Source organism: Pantoea sp. Ft-CA_14, from assembly GCF_024520875.1.
Taxonomy (GTDB): domain Bacteria; phylum Pseudomonadota; class Gammaproteobacteria; order Enterobacterales; family Enterobacteriaceae; genus Pantoea; species Pantoea agglomerans.
In genome coordinates this window covers 95,104-110,965 of sequence record NZ_JALNPM010000006.1, presented here as the reverse complement: position 1 = coordinate 110,965, position 15,862 = coordinate 95,104, and the positions used below count along the sequence as shown (strand labels likewise).

The following is a 15,862-nucleotide window of genomic DNA, read 5'->3' as shown; positions in this document are numbered from 1 at the left end:
TTTCCCCTGACGTCAGGGGAAGGTGATGCGGCGCGTCGTTAGCGTCCTGCTACGGCGCGCCGCGTCATATCCACTATCAGAGCCATCATGATTAATCTGCGTGACCGCATTCAGCAGCAGGTATTCCGCCTTAACGGCCTGTCGATGAATGAATTTGACCTCTCTCAACCGCCTGGCGATCCCGGCCTGTTTGGCCCGGACAGCGTGATCTGGCGCGTTCACGGTGACTTCACCTCCATGATGTGCGGTGGGATCAGCGCGCTGCTGTTGCAGATGCTGCATCCGGCGGCGCTGGCGGGCGTCTGGGATCACTCCAATTTCCGTGAAGATATGATGGGCCGCCTGCGGCGCACCAGTCAGTTTATCGCGGTGACCACCTACGGTAATTCGCAGGATGCACAGACGCTGATCGACCGGGTGAAACGCATTCACCTGAAAGTCAGCGGCGTTGATAGCGAAGGCAAACCCTATGCCGCCAGCGATCCGCATCTGCTGACCTGGGTGCATGTGGCGGAGACCAGCCGTTTTCTGGCCGCCCATCTGCGCTACAAAAATCCACACCTCACCCGCGCCGGGCAGGATCAGTACTATCAGGAAGCGGCGCAGATTGCCGAAGCGCTGGGGGCGGAGAAGGTACCGAAAAGCGTTGTCGACGTCGCGGATTACCTGCAACAGATGCGTTCAGAGCTGCGCTTTGATCATCGCACTGCCGAAGTGACGCGATTGCTGATGAATGCCCCCGCACCCAGCTGGCAGGCAAAACCGGTGATGAAAATCATGCTTAAGTCAGGGTTCGGGCTGATGCCAGCCTGGGCGCAGGCAATGTCCGGTACGGAGATCGGCCGCTTTCAGCAGGCGATCATTGACCGGAAGATTAATGCGATTGCGGTGGGGTTAAGGTGGTCGATTCAGCGCGGTGCCTGGTATCGGGCGATGGTGCGGATGGGGAGGTTGGGGTGAGATGTTCACTGGTAGAAATGTGAGTGGTTAGTGGTCATAAAGGGATGATGCAACTGGAGTGATTGATGCCTGCAACTGAATAGACGCTTTGTTCAGACAGACAGTTTGTTGGGATTAGTTACAACAGGCTGATTGGGGTTAATTTCAACGTCCGCTTTGTGCCAGAAGCGGACATTGCTGATCCCCTGGCACACGCTAAACAGTTTGCGGTGCAGCTTATTTCTGTTCCCATGTAAAAAGGCATTAACTGAAAGATGTCACTTAACTTCCTCATGTATATCTACATCCACATATAGTCATCAGGAAAAGGATGAATGAAGATGCTGAGAGGTAAAAGAGCTGTTATTACCGGTGGCGGCGGGGGATTTGGCCAGGCGCTGTGCGTGTGGCTGGCACGAGAGGGCGTCGAGGTGGATTTTTGCGCACGGCGGGCTGAAGATATTCAAAAAACCTGCAGCATCATCACTGCTGAAAGCGGCATTGCAAAAGGGTATATCTGTGATTTAACACGCCCTGAATCCCTTTCTCAGTTTTCCTCACAGCTGTTAATTTCAGACAAGCCTATAGACATTTTAATCCTGAATGCTGCTCAGTGGTTATCAGGGAGATTAGACGATCAGCCTGACACAGAAATTATCAATACCGTCAGTTCAGGTCTGACAGGTTCGATTCTGCTGACTCAGGCTCTGCTGCCCGGGTTAAGACGTTCAGACAATGCTGATATCGTCTCAATTATATCTTCATGTGGGATCCCGAATTTTACGGATTCAATTGCGCATCCTGCTTTTTTCGCCAGTAAACATGGGCTTAGCGGGTTTATCACCAAACTGTCACAGCAGTTGTCCGAAGAAAACATACGTGTGACCGGGTTGTATCCACCGGATTTCGAACTTACAGGGTTAGATACGCTTGTCGACAGTGAATCCAGAATGGGGGAACGTCTGATGAATGGGCGCTCAGTCTGGGAAACAATTCGTTTTGTGCTGACTCAGCCACGTAGTTGCCATATAAGCAGTATCTACTTTCAAGGTCCAACTCGCGAAGACCTGGGATAAGAGTGGCTAAAAGCCAATAGAGTTAAACAAACATTCATACTTCCGCTTCTCGCTCATAGCGGACATGGGCCAACATGTAAGTCCGCTTTGTGCCAACAACGGACGTTGGCGTCTTAAGTCCACAATCAAAATGCGCCACATTAACGGTTATAGGAAAGAAATTTTGGTTAGTAAAACTCATCTTTATGCTGATATCTGTATTCTTGCGTTATTCCTGTGTATCCATATGAAGCAGCTTTACAATCAATAAGATGCACATTTGACTGAGGATGTAGGTTACCAATAGCTTGTTCCATAGCGTTGTAAATTGCTTTCTGATACGCTCCTTTCTGATCTTTGCTACAAGTTTCATCCACGACAGTAACTTCAAGTCTAAACGAATTTTTCCCCCATTCAGCCAGACTCTTGCCATCAATAAACCAGTCATCATCGTCCACATGTCTTACTATGACCATGGTTTCGAAGCTGTTTTTCTTCAATATCTCGCATGTGATTTGAGTAGCTAAAAGTACACACTCTTTGGTTAATTTTTGATCCTTGCAACCAGACAATGTGAGCGTTATTCCAGGCATAATGATTCCTTAAGTGTGTCATTACTTAGCTTGATTATTAAAAGTGTTGCCGCATTTTTTGAACGATACGAGATGACTAAGATGGCATAATCGAAAACGTGAAGGCAACTTTCGTCCCCTTCTCGCTCAAAGCAGAATAAAGATTGCTGATCTCCCTTAATAAAAGTGACCGGCTCACTCTGCCATGAAGGGAGCGTGAATAACCATATGATAATTATCTACGCTTCTATCCGCCGTTCCGCGAGTGCATGCCTTGCTGCGTTTGATGCCCATCCATCGGACTGGTCATGATTTTCAATCTCTGCCTCTGCTATCGGCGTTACACGGATCAGCGGAACTGAACCGAAAGGCAAACCCTCAATTTGACGAGCATCACGGCTGAGAATGATGCGGGTCAATGGTTTATAGTCGTCGGTAAGAGAACAAAACAGTATGGCTCTATATTTTTCAACATCGGCAGCGACCTGATAGCCGTCGGCAACGAGATCCCCCAAGCTAATTAACAAATGAGCCCAGTCATCAATCTGCTGGCTGGTATTATCTGAAGCATCCAGCTCCATGAAAAGTTCGCATTCTACGCCGTTTTCCGGGTCTGCAACGCCGGCCCAGGGCGTCGAGAGACCATCGGTAGCCAGCGTTAATTTGGTGCTGCTTTTGGTACTGAGTACCCGGCGATGGGGCCCGAACCACTTCGTCTGGTTGTGTACGTTTGCGTCATCTCGTTCAGCAATAAAGCTATCTGACACGTCGCCATACCTTTTCCAGAATGCTCGCCTTGCGACAGCGGCAGCCTCATACATCGGACTCTGAGGACCGCGCGGCACTATTGTCTCATCGAAAATTGTGTCAACCGTAACGCGCCCGCGCATGAACGGTATTTTAGACTTAGTCCAGCGAACAATAACCTTATTAAAGGACTGTATCTGTGATGCTTCGAGTTTATCGACAACGTTGCAGACCCTCTGAAAAACATGGTCACCAGCAGTAACGTGACTCCCATCAGCATACATGTAACCCCCATATTGGGAGGAAACACCAGCCTGTTCCGTAATAAAGAACCATTCACCGTTCACAGCGCCAATGGGTGCCTTGTCTAAAACCGGGCGTAAGTCCCTTGCCGCATCAGAGTTTGAATATGCAGTCATGCCTGTCCCTTATCTTCATTCCTTATGTATCTTGCTTGTTTTACGCTTTTCCACACCTGAGCGTTGCTAAACTTACGGCCCGATAAGTTTAAAGATGATAAAGCGATTGTAGGGCGTTAGTCTAAAAAAGTTGAGAAGGCTCTTAGATAATTACCCCTTCAGTCAAGAAGGCAAAACCGGCTGCTTTGTGCCAGAAGCGGACGTTAAGGAGTAGAAGGAGGGTCATATTCCCAGGCAGATGGATCGCTGTAAATATTACCATCGTCGTCCATTACCCGAGCGCCGAGGAACCCGGCAATGTCTAACATTTTTCTATATAGCTGCGTGTCTGGCCATTTGGTGTAAATATTGCCATCGTTCCAGTCAAGCCATGCCTCATCATGCGATGAAGCACCCGACCACAAAGCATGATAATCGCCATTTTTAAGGTCTATCGTTAATTCGTTGTCACTATCAATGAGAGAAAGCCACTCCTCAGGAGTTATTTTTGCTTCTTCATTTTCAGCCCAAAAATCAGCCCGTGTTATATATAACTGTACGCCCATGATCTCTCCACTAACCATTCAAACATTGGTTTTGCTTAACAGGTTCACTTACAAATTAACACTGGGGATTGTTTTACGCGAGTTACATGCAAACTCCGGTATATGATGACGTCCGCTTCTCGCTCATAGCGGACATTGTTTTTGACAGTCCCTGCTTCATTCGTTCGGGCGCACTACTGCTCTATAACTGCGGTCGCAATTAATTCTTTAAAGGGAAATCTGATGAAAGCAGGACTGCTTTCACTGGTTTTGCTGGCTACCACGCTGCTTACCGGTTGGGATGCTGGCGCGAAGGGTATTGATTGGTATAAAGCGCATGACGCGGAGCGCAAAGCTAAATATGAGGAATGCACGAAAGCCTTTGATCCACGCGATACCGAAGACTGCCGCAATGCGATTGATGCCACTGTCCACGGCGGCTCTTTTACAAAGAGTCCTAATAAAAGTTGGTAAATTCAGGCGAGCCGCCGCCTGGCGGTTTTTTATGCCCTTCTGCGGGCACAGGTAACGTCCCTCCAGTCAGCCACTCAAAGGCAGATGCCGGGCACAATTGACATTGTTCTCCCAAAAAGCAATAGTTAATTTTTAGAATCAAGTGGATCTACTATATTCGCACATAAGGAATGTAGTTCTCATGTCATATAGCTGCTATTTACTTCTCAATCGGCGTGAAATGACCAGCCTGAGCTGCCCTGGTATTGGTACATTTCCTGCTTTTTCTGGTCAAAAAGAAGGCCGCAATAATCCAGAAAAAACAAACGTACCTGATATAGGCCCAATAGTTCGTGGCCGTTACTTTATTGTAGAACGACCTTCAGGTGGAAGATTGGGGCCGTTTAGAGAACGCTTGTTGAAAGACATATACGGTACGGATCGTTCAACATGGTTTGGACTATTTCGTGACGATGGAAAAATCGATGACTACACGTTTGTACAAGGCATCAGGCGGGGCAATTTCCGTCTGCACCCTATTGGGCCATTAGGGCTGAGTGAAGGCTGCATCACACTTCAACATCCTCTTCAGTTCAATTACATGCGCGACATGTTCCTTAAATCTGGCCCAACGCTTAACATCCCGGGCAGCCAGCTCAAAGCCTATGGAACGGTAAAGGTATACTAACGATGCGCTTTATTTTAACTATTTTTCTGTTTGTTTTTTGCGCGATTGCTATTTCAAAAGCTATTGCTGTCATAGTGCCGGTAACATTCTTTTATGCCATCGCAGGATTTTTCAATATTAATGGCGATGAGGCAACCATCGACTTTGTACTCTCAGCCAACATCCTTATTTCTGTCATTATGTCTGTTGCGCTTTTATGGGTGCTGAAAGCTTTTTTCAAAAAGCATTAAACAGGACGATATGAGTACCATGGATTAGAGAAGTCAGTCTGCTAACCATAGTCAACGCTACAATCAACACCGTATCCGGTTAACTTTATGGGGCAATGCATCGCGCTCCTTCGCTGCATCCACCCGTTACTGTAAGAGCATTATCAGGCCGTGATGGTATGAGTATGCTGCCAGATGGGCCTCTACTCCCGCCAATTGCGCCTGCTGTACTCTTCACCACCCCTCCAACTCCCACACTTTGAGACTATTACCCTTGTCTCAGATAGCCGCAGCCAGGATCCTGCTCTATTCTCGGGGAAAATGGATTCCTCCAGGCTTTGTCGAGGCACTATGACGTACAAATCCCTGATTGCTGAAGTCCACAATCAGCAGCGCACCCTGACCGCTATTGTCGAACAGGATGAGCGCACTGCCTATTTTTACATCTGGCCAACCGACCTGTTCCGCAGCCAGTATGCGGTACGCGGCTGCTGGCTACGAAACCTGCTGCCGGCACCGGCGCAGGAAGATCGCGAGGCGATGGAGCAGGGCATAGCGCCGCTGCTCAGCGCCGAGTATTGCCGTAATCTGGAAGCGGAACCCGCGCTGGATCCAGCCGGTCTGCAGGTGCTATGGGAGCCGAGCGATGATGGCGCGGCGCTGTGGTACTACGGCCAACTGCTGGCGGTGATCCCCGGCTGGAGCCTCTATCAGGAGAAGCAGGTGAGCTTCTCTGCAGGCTGCATCAAAAAGAACCGGCTGACGGCACCGCTGGGGTCGGCATCAACCAATGACTACTACGCCCGTGCAGAGCATCAGCGTCAGTTCTGGCGCGAATGGCACGACGGCAGCGAGTGGGATAAGGTGCAGAACGATCTGATGGCCTGCTATCAGGCGCGCTTTGGCGAGTCTGTGAAGTATTACGCTATCGATCAGGGCAGCTGGCCGCCGATGGCGATCTCCCAGCACTGGCATCAGGGCGTCTGGTATTTCCTGACCATCGGCATGAGCATCCGGCCGATGCCGCAGGTCGATTATCTGTTTGATGAGCTGGCACCGCAGTATCGCCGTATCGAACTGGGTATGGCGGTTGACGGTGAAGTCATGACCGAAGGCAACGCGGTGCAGATGGCCAGCGCGCTGGCGGAATTCGTGCATCTGCCGTGGGCGCGGCTGACCTGGCTGGGCGAGGGCCATACGCTGGCGTCCGAAGTGGCACCGGTCGGCTTTGAAAGCTTCCTGCTTGCCAATGAGCTGGCAACCGATCAGGCGCAGTTCTCGCTGCCAAAACGCGACGGCGATCGCCCGACTCTGCTCTGGACTACGCCGATTACGGAAGCGGAACGGCAGTTCGCGCAGGCGGATGAACATGGCGGTCAGAAGTTACGGGAATTGTTAACGGCGGATGGCAATAATCACATCTTCCGTCCGCGCCAGCAGGTCGTGAGTTCAGAAGAGTAGGCCAGCAATACTGCGCCTGTTCGCCCATTCCCCGGCGCCCGCCGGGGATGTGATAGTTCCGCTCTGAAATTAAATTTTTACAAAAATCAAACATTTCTCAAATATGTGATCCTGCTCATCTCAAGTTCCCGCTTGCCGCGCCGTTAAACCCGATCAGGCAATCGCGCCGCACCAGGTTCAGGGGAACGAAGATGTTTAAAACAACACAATCCCGCTTCACCGCAACAATGATCGCGTTCTTTGTTGCGCTTTTACTCGTTACAGTCTGGGTTATTAATCAGTTTGTCGCGCCACAGCTGGTCGATAGCGAAAGCCGTCTGGTTCGCTATCAGGTGGATTCACTGGCTTCCGGTATCGTTGAACAGATGAACCGCGTTCAGGCCCAGCAGCGCGCCATTACCGAAGCCGCATCTGTCATGGACAGCGCCACCATCGACACCCTGTTACCGACGCTGGTTAACCAGTATCAGGACAGCAATGTGTTTGGTGGCGGGATCTGGCCACTGCCAAATCGTCGTGACCCGGCGAAAGAGAAGGACAGCAGCTTCTTTGCCCGTAATGCCAGCAATGAACTGCAGGTGAACACCTACTGGAACTCCGACGCGGCTGACAAATACTGGGAGCAACCCTGGTACAAAGATGGCATGGCCGCTCCGAAAGGCCAGTGTGCCTGGGCAAAAGCCTATCAGGATGCCGCCAGCCCGCAGCCGCGCACCAACTGCGCTATGGCCATCTACAAGAACGGCACGGCCTGGGGTGTCGCCACCATCGACGTGACGCTGGGGTTCTTTAACCAGCTGGCGAAGCAGATGGGTGAAACCATTCAGGGCAACGTCCTGATCGTCGAAGCCGATGGTAAAGTCGTGGGCAATGGGGCACTGGTGAATGCCGCACCGAAGCTGGAGAACCTGGCTGACGTGCAGATGCCGATGGCAGCACCGCTGAAAACGCTGCTTAACGGTGTTGGCAATCAGCCGCTGGAAACCACCTATGACAGCAGTGAAGGCGAGCAGACGCTGTTCGTGCAGGCCATTCCTGGCAGCCCGTGGTATCTCGCCAGCAGCCTGCCAACCAGCCTGCTGAAAGCGCAGTCGCACAACATGCTGACCCGTCTGGGTCTGGTGCAGATCCCCCTGGCGGTGATCCTGCTGCTGGTGTCGCTGGGCTTTGTCCGCGCCATGATGAAACGCCTCAACGTGCTGAACAGCAACATCGAAGCGCTGTCGACCGGTGGTGCGGATCTGACTCAGCGTCTGCCAGCCAGCAACAGCCCGGAGTTCAACGCCGTCGCGCAGAGCTTTAACCAGTTCATCAGCTATCTGCAGGGGCTGCTCCAGCAGGTGGGCGACAGCGCGCTGGCGATCACCGCCGCGTCGCGGGAAATTGCCAGCGGCAACGCTAATCTCTCTTCCCGTACCGAAGATCAGGCCAGCTCGATTGTAGAAACGGCCGCGTCGATGGAGCAGCTGACCGGCACCGTGCGTCAGAACGCCGACAACGCCACCCACGCTAACCAGCTGGCGGGTGATGCCTCGCAGGTGGCCGCACGTGGCACCGAAGTGGTCCGTCAGGTGGTGACCACCATGGGCGAGATTCATCACTCATCCCGTAAAGTGGTCGATATCATCAGCGTGATCGACAGCATCGCATTCCAGACCAATATCCTGGCGCTGAACGCCGCAGTAGAAGCCGCACGGGCCGGTGAACAGGGTCGCGGTTTTGCGGTGGTGGCATCAGAAGTGCGCAACCTGGCACAGCGTTCAGCCAACTCGGCGCGTGAGATTAAAAAGTTAATCGAAGAGTCGGTGGCGAACATCGATACCGGCAGCGCGCTGGTCGAGCAGGCGGGTCAGACCATGGATGAGCTGATGAAGGGCGTGAGCAGTGTGACAACGCTGATGAGTGAAATCATGTCAGCCAGCCGCGAACAGAGCCTGGGCATCGAACAGGTTAACGTTGCGATTACCCAGCTGGATGGCACCACGCAGCAGAACGCCGTGCTGGTGGAGCAGGTTTCTGCTGCCGCGCAGGCGATGGAATCGCAGAGCACCCAGCTTGAGCGGGTGGTTCAGAGCTTCCGACTGTAATCCCTCTCCAGGCCAGCCTTGCTGGCCTGATTTTCTCTCTGCTTCATCCGCTTATCTCCGCCTGACCCGGGTAAAAAATCCTCGATGATCCGCCCAAACCGATAATTCTGTGCCAGAATAGTTGGGAATAATCTCAAGGAAACGCCATGTCTGCTATTGAAGTTATCCTCGTTGACCACCTCGATCGTCCCACCGGCAAGATGGAAAAGCTGGAAGTGCATGAAAAAGGATTACTGCACCGCGCGGTGACGGTCTACGTCTTCAATTCCCGGCAGGAGCTGTTGCTACAACGGCGTGCCAGCGATAAATATCATTGTGGTGGCTTGTGGAGTAATACCTGCTGTGGTCATCCTTATCCCCATGAATCAACCCGCGACGCCGCCGAGCGCCGCCTGCGTGAAGAGATGGGGATGGTGGTGACGCTGACGCCGGTGTTTGAGCTGAGCTACAACCTGAAACTGAGCAATGGCCTGACTGAACATGAGTATGGTCACGTCTTCTTTGCCGTCTGCGACAGCCTGCCGCAGCTGAATCCGCAGGAAGCGGATGCCTGGGATTATCGCCCCATGGCGCTGATTGAGCAGCAGATGCAGCAGCAGCCACAGCAGTTCACACCGTGGTTTTTGCACACTTTCCCGCGCATCCCGGACTATCTGGAGCAGTTTCCTTTCCCGGAAGTCACCGCATAAAAAAACCGCACTAAGGTGCGGTTTAGTTGTGGGTGGGAGAAGTCCGGACTAAATGAATCAACGGGTTATCAGCGATGCCAGAATTTGGTCTTATTACGGGTCCTGTGGTTGATTCATCTTCTGTAAGCTTTTCTGCTTCGCTTTGACTTTAACCGCAGTGACAGTATTCTCACGGAATGGCTCGCGGGAGCCTTCTGCAATTTCATTCATCTGAGTCATGCTTTCTTTCAAACGCTCAAACAGTTTTTTGTCCATTACCAGCCCTCGTTCAACGCCTTTAACAGATGTTTTTCATTCTCTTATAAATCATCCCGAGTGCCTTTGTTATAAATCATTAGCTATCTGATTTGTGATTCAGATGCTTTGCAATCAGGTTAAAAAGGCACCTTACACTGCTCCCTGAGCCTGCGCGCTATCCACGCCCTGACCATTGATTATCGCTGCAGCTCGAAATCTTCCGCATCCACATCATAACCCGACGGTTCCCAGCGGATCGCCAGCAGCGCCAGCAGGCCCGCCAGTGGTGCCAGGAAGATCACCCAGAATACGCCGGTGCCCAGCGCCGCGACCAGCACCGGAAACAGAAACAGCGAAACGGTAGAGCTGCCGCGCATCAGCGTCTGGTTAAAGCCGACACCCACGCCGCGCAGCGACGTCGGGTAGCTCAGCGAAGCAAAAGTCATGGTATGGGAGCCAGGCCCGAATCCCTGTCCAAACAGGAACAGCGCCAGCATGCCGATCGCCAGCGCGGCTTCCTGACCGCCTTCCGGACGACCAATCAGCGCCAGCCCGAGTAGCGCCACGCACTGACAGGCATAACCCGCCACCGACATCTTCCACGCCCCGAGGCGCGGCACCAGCCGCACCGCCAGTATCCCGCCGACAAAGGCGAACAGCAGATTCAGCGCCAGCGACACCAGAATGGTGGTAAGCATTGACTGGGCAAAGAAGCTGGAGATGATCACCGGCAAGCCAAACGCCACCGCGTTATAAGCAAAAGATGAGGCAATGGAAGTGATGGTCGCCAGCAATGTACGGCGGCGATAAACGCCCTGTAACAACGCACCATAGTTACGCCAGCTCGCCTTGCGCACCGGCATGGCAGGCGTCAGCGCGGCGTCGGGTGCCACCTGGGCATTAATACTCCACGCACTGCGTAAAATCGCCGCGGCACCTTTCAGGTCGCCCTGATTCGCCGCCCAAACCGGGGATTCACTCATGTAACGGCTACGGATGGCGATGATGATAATCGCCGGAACGGCACCAAAACCAAGGATTAGACGCCAGAGCCAGTCGGTGTGGCTTTCGGGTAACACGGCATAGAGCAAGAGCACCAGCAGATAAGAGATGCTGATTGCCGCATACCAGGTTGGGCACCACATCGCCACGCTGGCCGCTTTATTTCCCTTGCCACGTAGTCTGGAAAACTCCGCCAGAAACGCCATCGCCACCGGCAGATCGATTCCGACTCCCAGACCCATCACAAAACGCGCGCCGGCCAGCACGTACTCATTGGGGGCAAACGCACAGGCGATAGCCGCCACCACGAAAAAGAACATATCGGCCATAAACACCCGATAACGGCCAATTTTATCCGTGAGATAGCCGCCGATTAGTGCGCCGATAATGGCCCCGAAGGTGATTGCCGAGGCGACCATGCCGGTGCCGGTCGGGGTGAGATTGAATTCGCGCGTGATGTCTTTGATGCCAAAGGCCAGCGCACCCAGGTCGTAGGCGTCAAGGAAGACGCCCCCCAGCGCAATCGCCACCACAATGCGGGCATTATTACGGGCGCTGTCGCCACTGTTCACTAATCGGGAGACGTCAGCTGCGCTGCGGATCCACTGTGTTTCGCCACCGGGCGAACTCCCTGCTGTTGCCACATGGGCGGAAGAGGTCAGGTCGGACATGATGTTGTGCGTCTTTTATTATAAAAACAGATTTCCGAGAATAGCCGTTTAGACGCCCAGACGTAAATTCATTTAGGTTATATGAGATGAATTTATAATCTCAAATCGTTATCAATTTGCGATAAAGTCAGCTGCATCGCCGCTGCGCCAGGCTACGCTTTTAAGGCAGATAATTTCCGCTGCACGCCTTGCCAGCCTCCCGCAGAGTGGCAGGAGGGCAGCCTGAACGCGCAGGCGCACAACGCCTTGTGAATCATCACGCACGAACAAAACGTAAAAACAACACACTGCGATAAGGAAAAAGCCATGGTCAGAATTCGGGGTTGGATGGGCGTCAGCGCTTTGCTGCTCAGCATGGGGATAGCACAGGCGGCGGACCCGGTGCGGGTCGGCTCAAAAATTGATACCGAAGGATCACTGCTGGGCAATGTGATCCTTCAGGTGCTGGAAAAGCATGGGGTAAAAACCGTCAATAAAATTCAGCTCGGCACCACGCAGGTGGTGCGCGGTGCCATCACGGCGGGCGAACTTGATATTTATCCGGAATATACCGGCAACGGTGCATTTTTCTTCAATGATGAGAAAGACAGCGCCTGGAAAAATGCCGCCGAAGGCTACGAGAAAGTGAAGAAGCTGGATGCGGAGAAAAACCATCTGGTCTGGCTGACACCCGCTCCGGCTAATAACACCTGGACCATCGCTGTGCGAAAAGATCTGGCTGAAAAAAATCAGCTCAACTCTCTGGCGGACCTCAGCGCCTGGCTGAAAAAAGGCGGCACCTTCAAACTGGCGGCCTCAGCAGAATTTATTGAACGCAGCGATGCCTTACCCGCCTTTGAAAAAGCCTATGGCTTTGACCTCAAGCAGGACCAGCTGCTGTCGCTGGCTGGCGGCGATACCGCTGTTACCATCAGCGCAGCGGCACAGCAGACTTCCGGCGTAAACGCGGCGATGGCGTACGGCACCGACGGTCCGGTAGCGGCATTAGGTCTGCAGACGCTCAGCGATCCTAAAGGGGTTCAGCCGATTTATGCGCCGACGCCGGTGATCCGTGAATCGGTACTTAAAGCCTATCCAGAGATTGCAGAGTGGCTGAAGCCGGTGTTCAGCGCGCTTGATGAGAAGACACTGCAACAGCTCAACGCCAGAATCGCGGTCGACGGTCAGGATGCCAGCAGCGTAGCGACCGAATGGCTGCAGCAGAAAAAGCTGCTGTAACCGATGCAGATATCGCGGGAAGCGATACGCCGTCCGGTTGAGCAGCCGGTGGCACTGCTGCTGCTGACGCTGCTGAGTCTGGCGCTGGTGGCATTGCCGTTTCTGAACTTCGCCCCAAACCGTCTGGTGGCGGGTGAACCGCTGATGGGCTGGCAGATTAGCCGCTTCGGGCTGTTGCTGCTGCCGCTGTTGACGCTGTGGCTGCTGCTGTGGCGGCAGCCGACCCGCATCACGCTAATGCTGGCGCTGCTGGCGGCAGAACTGATGCTGGCGGCGATCATCTGGCTCAGCGGTCATCAGGCCACTTTACTCAGCCAGCAGGGCAGCCGTCTGGCGCGCACCAGCTTTGCCAGCGGATTGTGGTGCAGCGGCGCGCTGATCCTGCTGCTGATCACCGATCAGGTGCGGCAACTGACCCGCCATCGGCTGGCACAGCTGCTGCTCAATCTGCAGGTCTGGCTGTTGCCGCTGCTGCTGCTGTTCAGTGGCCAGCTCAGCGATCTCTCCCTGCTGAAAGAGTATGCCAACCGCCACGCGGTGTTTGATGCCGCGCTGAGCCGTCATCTCACCCTGCTGGCGGGTACGGTGGTGCCTGCGCTGATGATTGCGCTGCCGCTGGGCGTCACGCTGTTTCGGCGGCCTGGGTGGCAGGGCGGTGTGTTCGGCGTGCTGAATGTGATTCAGACTGTGCCCTCGGTGGCGCTGTTTGGTCTGCTGATTGCGCCGCTGGCCGGACTGGCTCAGCAGTTTCCGTGGCTCGGCGACTGGGGCATCAGCGGCATTGGGATGGCTCCGGCGCTGATCGCGCTGGTGCTTTACGCCCTGCTGCCGCTGGTGCGCAGCGTGGTGGTGGGGCTGCAACAGGTGCCGCACGAGGTGCGTGAGAGTGCACGTGGCGTCGGCATGAGTGGCTGGCAGCAGTTTATTGCGGTGGATGTGCCGCTGGCGCTGCCGGTCTGGCTGGCGGGCCTGCGGGTAGTGGTGGTGCAGACGCTGGGCATGGCGGTGGTTGCGGCGCTGATTGGCGCGGGCGGCTTTGGCGCGATTATTTTCCAGGGACTGCTAAGCAGTGCGCTTGATTTGGTGTTGCTGGGGGTGATCCCAGTGATTGCGCTGGCGGTGGTCATCGATGCGCTGTTCCGCCTGCTGATCTCACTGCTGGAGAGAAAAGATGATTGAGTTTGACGGCGTTTCCCGCGCGTTTAACGGTAAAGCGGCGGTGAAAGATCTGTCGTTACAGGTGGCGAAAGGGGAATTTTGCGTGCTGCTTGGCACCTCCGGTTCGGGCAAATCGACCACCCTGAAGATGATCAACCGGCTGGTGGAGTTTGACAGTGGTGAAATCCGCTTTGCCGGAGAGTCGATTCGCCAGCTCGATGCCCGCACGCTGCGGCGGCGCATGGGCTACGCGATCCAGTCGATTGGTCTGTTTCCGCACTGGACGGTGCGGAAGAATATCGCCACGGTGCCAGTGCTGCTGGGCTGGCCCCGGGCACAGGTCAATGAACGTATCACGGCGCTGCTGGCGCTGCTGAATCTCGATGCGCAGCTGCTGGACCGCTATCCGCATCAGCTCTCGGGTGGGCAGCAGCAGCGCATCGGCGTGGCGCGGGCGCTGGCGGCGGATCCGGAAGTGTTACTAATGGATGAGCCGTTTGGTGCACTCGACCCGGTGACGCGCGGGGTGCTGCAACAGGAGATGTTGCGCATTCATCAACTGTCGGGCCGCACCATCGTGCTGGTGACGCACGACATCGACGAAGCGCTGACGCTGGCAGACCGTATTGTGCTGATGGATAACGGCGAGATTGTTCAGCAGGGCAGGCCAGTCGAGCTGCTGACCCAGCCGAAAAATGATTTTGTGCGCGACTTCTTTGGCCGCAGCGAAATGGGGGTACGGCTGTTGTCGCTGGAGCAGGTCGGTAATGCCGTGCGGCGCGGCGAGTGGCTGCCGGGCGAACCGATCGCTGCGGCACTGACGCTGCGCGATGCCCTGTCGCAGTTTATCGCCCGGCGTACCGATAAACTGCCGGTCATCGACGATCAGCAGCGGCCACTGGGCGTGCTCCACTTTGGCGATCTGCTGCAACTGCGCGAGGATTTAACATGCGCAGGCTAAGGGATCCGCTGCTGTGGCTGGTGCTGTTCTACGGCGCGCTGCTGACCCTGATGCCTTACAGCGGGCCGCTGTTTCACCGCTGGTTTCCCGAACTGGCGCGGCCACTCTATCAGCAGGAGAGTTTCTGGCAGCTGACGCTGGCGCATCTGTTTCTGGTGATCACCGCCAGCCTGCTGGCGATTGTGATTGGCATCGGCAGTGGTGTGCTGGTGACGCGGCGGGCGGGGCGGGCCTTCCGGCCGCTGATGGAAACCATTGTGGCGGCAGGGCAGACGATTCCGCCGGTGGCGGTGCTTGCGATTGCGGTGCCGGTAATGGGGTTTGGGGCCTGGCCCGCAGTTGTGGCGCTGCTGCTCTACGGATTGCTGCCGATTTTACAGGGGACGCTGGCGGGTATTGATAGCGTACCGGCCAGCAGTCGGGAGATCGCCATCGGGGTCGGCATGAGTAGCTGGCAACGGCTGTGGCAGATTGAGCTGGCGCTGGCTGCGCCGGTCATCATCGCCGGGATACGCACCTCGGTGATCATCAACATCGGCACCGCTGCCATCGCCTCGACGGTCGGCGCGAAAAGTCTGGGATCGCCGGTGATTATCGGCTTAAGCGGCTTTAATACAGCCTATGTGATTCAGGGGGCATTACTGGTGGCGCTGCTGGCGATAGTCAGCGATCGCCTGTTTGAACGCCTGCAGCGCTGGCTTAGCGTGAGTGAACGATGAGAGAGTATCCCACCAGCATCAGACCGCCGGTGCCACCTGCCGCCATAATAAAA

Annotated in this window: 16 protein-coding genes and 1 pseudogene; 12 read left to right on the top strand and 5 right to left on the bottom strand. The window is 54.7% G+C overall.

Annotated features, from left to right (window positions below):
- The first annotated feature begins 87 nt into the window (after positions 1-87).
- Positions 88-960: an oxygenase MpaB family protein gene (locus tag NR195_RS11420; RefSeq protein WP_256844531.1), complete on the top strand. Its 873-nt coding sequence runs from the start codon at positions 88-90 to the stop codon at positions 958-960.
- Between the two features lie 320 nt (positions 961-1,280).
- The gene (locus NR195_RS11415) at positions 1,281-2,015 is read left to right on the top strand and encodes an SDR family oxidoreductase (RefSeq protein ID WP_033757286.1); all 735 of its coding nucleotides are present in this window, start codon (positions 1,281-1,283) and stop codon (positions 2,013-2,015) included.
- A gap of 167 nt (positions 2,016-2,182) precedes the next feature.
- Here NR195_RS11415 and NR195_RS11410 read toward each other — a convergent pair whose 3' ends face one another.
- The 3 genes from NR195_RS11410 to NR195_RS11400 all read right to left on the bottom strand — a co-directional run bounded on the left by NR195_RS11410 (position 2,183) and on the right by NR195_RS11400 (position 4,277).
- Positions 2,183-2,587, bottom strand: coding sequence for a tautomerase family protein (locus NR195_RS11410; protein WP_010254222.1), 405 nt, complete (start codon positions 2,585-2,587; stop codon positions 2,183-2,185).
- Between the two features lie 218 nt (positions 2,588-2,805).
- Positions 2,806-3,732, bottom strand: a complete 927-nt coding sequence (locus tag NR195_RS11405; RefSeq protein WP_256844530.1) for a hypothetical protein — start codon at positions 3,730-3,732, stop codon at positions 2,806-2,808.
- A gap of 203 nt (positions 3,733-3,935) precedes the next feature.
- Positions 3,936-4,277: a hypothetical protein gene (locus NR195_RS11400; protein ID WP_158131899.1), complete on the bottom strand. Its 342-nt coding sequence runs from the start codon at positions 4,275-4,277 to the stop codon at positions 3,936-3,938.
- A gap of 222 nt (positions 4,278-4,499) precedes the next feature.
- On the opposite strand from NR195_RS11400, the gene NR195_RS11395 reads away from it, so the two are divergent.
- From NR195_RS11395 to idi, 6 genes are all read left to right on the top strand, one after another.
- Positions 4,500-4,730: an EexN family lipoprotein gene (locus NR195_RS11395; protein ID WP_033766753.1), complete on the top strand. Its 231-nt coding sequence runs from the start codon at positions 4,500-4,502 to the stop codon at positions 4,728-4,730.
- Between the two features lie 181 nt (positions 4,731-4,911).
- Positions 4,912-5,397 carry a DUF2778 domain-containing protein gene (locus tag NR195_RS11390; RefSeq protein ID WP_072000444.1) on the top strand — a complete coding sequence of 162 codons (486 nt, stop codon included), beginning with the start codon at positions 4,912-4,914 and terminating at the stop codon, positions 5,395-5,397.
- 2 nt (positions 5,398-5,399) lie between these two features.
- Entirely contained in the window at positions 5,400-5,627 is a 228-nt protein-coding gene (locus tag NR195_RS11385; protein ID WP_033766755.1) for a hypothetical protein, read from the top strand.
- Between the two features lie 330 nt (positions 5,628-5,957).
- The gene (locus tag NR195_RS11380; RefSeq protein WP_033779531.1) at positions 5,958-7,067 is read left to right on the top strand and encodes a suppressor of fused domain protein; all 1,110 of its coding nucleotides are present in this window, start codon (positions 5,958-5,960) and stop codon (positions 7,065-7,067) included.
- Between the two features lie 191 nt (positions 7,068-7,258).
- The gene (locus NR195_RS11375) at positions 7,259-9,154 is read left to right on the top strand and encodes a methyl-accepting chemotaxis protein (RefSeq protein WP_022625996.1); all 1,896 of its coding nucleotides are present in this window, start codon (positions 7,259-7,261) and stop codon (positions 9,152-9,154) included.
- Positions 9,155-9,300: 146 nt separating this feature from the next.
- Entirely contained in the window at positions 9,301-9,843 is a 543-nt protein-coding gene (gene idi / locus NR195_RS11370) for an isopentenyl-diphosphate Delta-isomerase (protein ID WP_050679469.1), read from the top strand.
- Between the two features lie 141 nt (positions 9,844-9,984).
- Here idi and NR195_RS11365 read toward each other — a convergent pair.
- Positions 9,985-10,098, bottom strand: a pseudogene (locus NR195_RS11365) (transcriptional regulator); the annotation flags it as partial.
- 179 nt (positions 10,099-10,277) lie between these two features.
- Positions 10,278-11,753 (bottom strand): MFS transporter, encoded by a 1,476-nt coding sequence (locus tag NR195_RS11360; RefSeq protein ID WP_010669713.1) that lies wholly within the window; start codon positions 11,751-11,753, stop codon positions 10,278-10,280.
- 306 nt (positions 11,754-12,059) lie between these two features.
- On the opposite strand from NR195_RS11360, the gene NR195_RS11355 reads away from it, so the two are divergent.
- The 4 genes from NR195_RS11355 to NR195_RS11340 are packed head-to-tail and all read left to right on the top strand — an operon-like array spanning position 12,060 to position 15,809.
- A complete protein-coding gene (locus tag NR195_RS11355) occupies positions 12,060-12,971 on the top strand; it encodes an ABC transporter substrate-binding protein (RefSeq protein ID WP_050679471.1) in 912 nt (303 codons plus the stop codon).
- 3 nt (positions 12,972-12,974) lie between these two features.
- The gene (locus tag NR195_RS11350) at positions 12,975-14,150 is read left to right on the top strand and encodes an ABC transporter permease (protein WP_187505321.1); all 1,176 of its coding nucleotides are present in this window, start codon (positions 12,975-12,977) and stop codon (positions 14,148-14,150) included.
- A complete protein-coding gene (locus tag NR195_RS11345) occupies positions 14,143-15,090 on the top strand; it encodes an ABC transporter ATP-binding protein (protein WP_010254263.1) in 948 nt (315 codons plus the stop codon). Before NR195_RS11350 ends, NR195_RS11345 begins: the two co-directional genes overlap by 8 nt.
- Positions 15,078-15,809, top strand: a complete 732-nt coding sequence (locus NR195_RS11340) for an ABC transporter permease (protein WP_010669716.1) — start codon at positions 15,078-15,080, stop codon at positions 15,807-15,809. The genes NR195_RS11345 and NR195_RS11340 overlap by 13 nt, the downstream gene beginning before the upstream one ends.
- Positions 15,810-15,862 lie beyond the last annotated feature (53 nt).

Coding starts and splice junctions, on each gene's coding strand:
- NR195_RS11420 (WP_256844531.1), top strand. CDS start 88: ATGATTAATCTGCGTGACCGCATTCAGCAGCAGGTATTCCGCCTTAAC.
- NR195_RS11415 (WP_033757286.1), top strand. CDS start 1,281: ATGCTGAGAGGTAAAAGAGCTGTTATTACCGGTGGCGGCGGGGGATTT.
- NR195_RS11410 (WP_010254222.1), bottom strand. CDS start 2,587: ATGCCTGGAATAACGCTCACATTGTCTGGTTGCAAGGATCAAAAATTA.
- NR195_RS11405 (WP_256844530.1), bottom strand. CDS start 3,732: ATGACTGCATATTCAAACTCTGATGCGGCAAGGGACTTACGCCCGGTT.
- NR195_RS11400 (WP_158131899.1), bottom strand. CDS start 4,277: ATGGGCGTACAGTTATATATAACACGGGCTGATTTTTGGGCTGAAAAT.
- NR195_RS11395 (WP_033766753.1), top strand. CDS start 4,500: ATGAAAGCAGGACTGCTTTCACTGGTTTTGCTGGCTACCACGCTGCTT.
- NR195_RS11390 (WP_072000444.1), top strand. CDS start 4,912: ATGTCATATAGCTGCTATTTACTTCTCAATCGGCGTGAAATGACCAGC.
- NR195_RS11385 (WP_033766755.1), top strand. CDS start 5,400: ATGCGCTTTATTTTAACTATTTTTCTGTTTGTTTTTTGCGCGATTGCT.
- NR195_RS11380 (WP_033779531.1), top strand. CDS start 5,958: ATGACGTACAAATCCCTGATTGCTGAAGTCCACAATCAGCAGCGCACC.
- NR195_RS11375 (WP_022625996.1), top strand. CDS start 7,259: ATGTTTAAAACAACACAATCCCGCTTCACCGCAACAATGATCGCGTTC.
- idi (WP_050679469.1), top strand. CDS start 9,301: ATGTCTGCTATTGAAGTTATCCTCGTTGACCACCTCGATCGTCCCACC.
- NR195_RS11360 (WP_010669713.1), bottom strand. CDS start 11,753: ATGTCCGACCTGACCTCTTCCGCCCATGTGGCAACAGCAGGGAGTTCG.
- NR195_RS11355 (WP_050679471.1), top strand. CDS start 12,060: ATGGTCAGAATTCGGGGTTGGATGGGCGTCAGCGCTTTGCTGCTCAGC.
- NR195_RS11350 (WP_187505321.1), top strand. CDS start 12,975: ATGCAGATATCGCGGGAAGCGATACGCCGTCCGGTTGAGCAGCCGGTG.
- NR195_RS11345 (WP_010254263.1), top strand. CDS start 14,143: ATGATTGAGTTTGACGGCGTTTCCCGCGCGTTTAACGGTAAAGCGGCG.
- NR195_RS11340 (WP_010669716.1), top strand. CDS start 15,078: ATGCGCAGGCTAAGGGATCCGCTGCTGTGGCTGGTGCTGTTCTACGGC.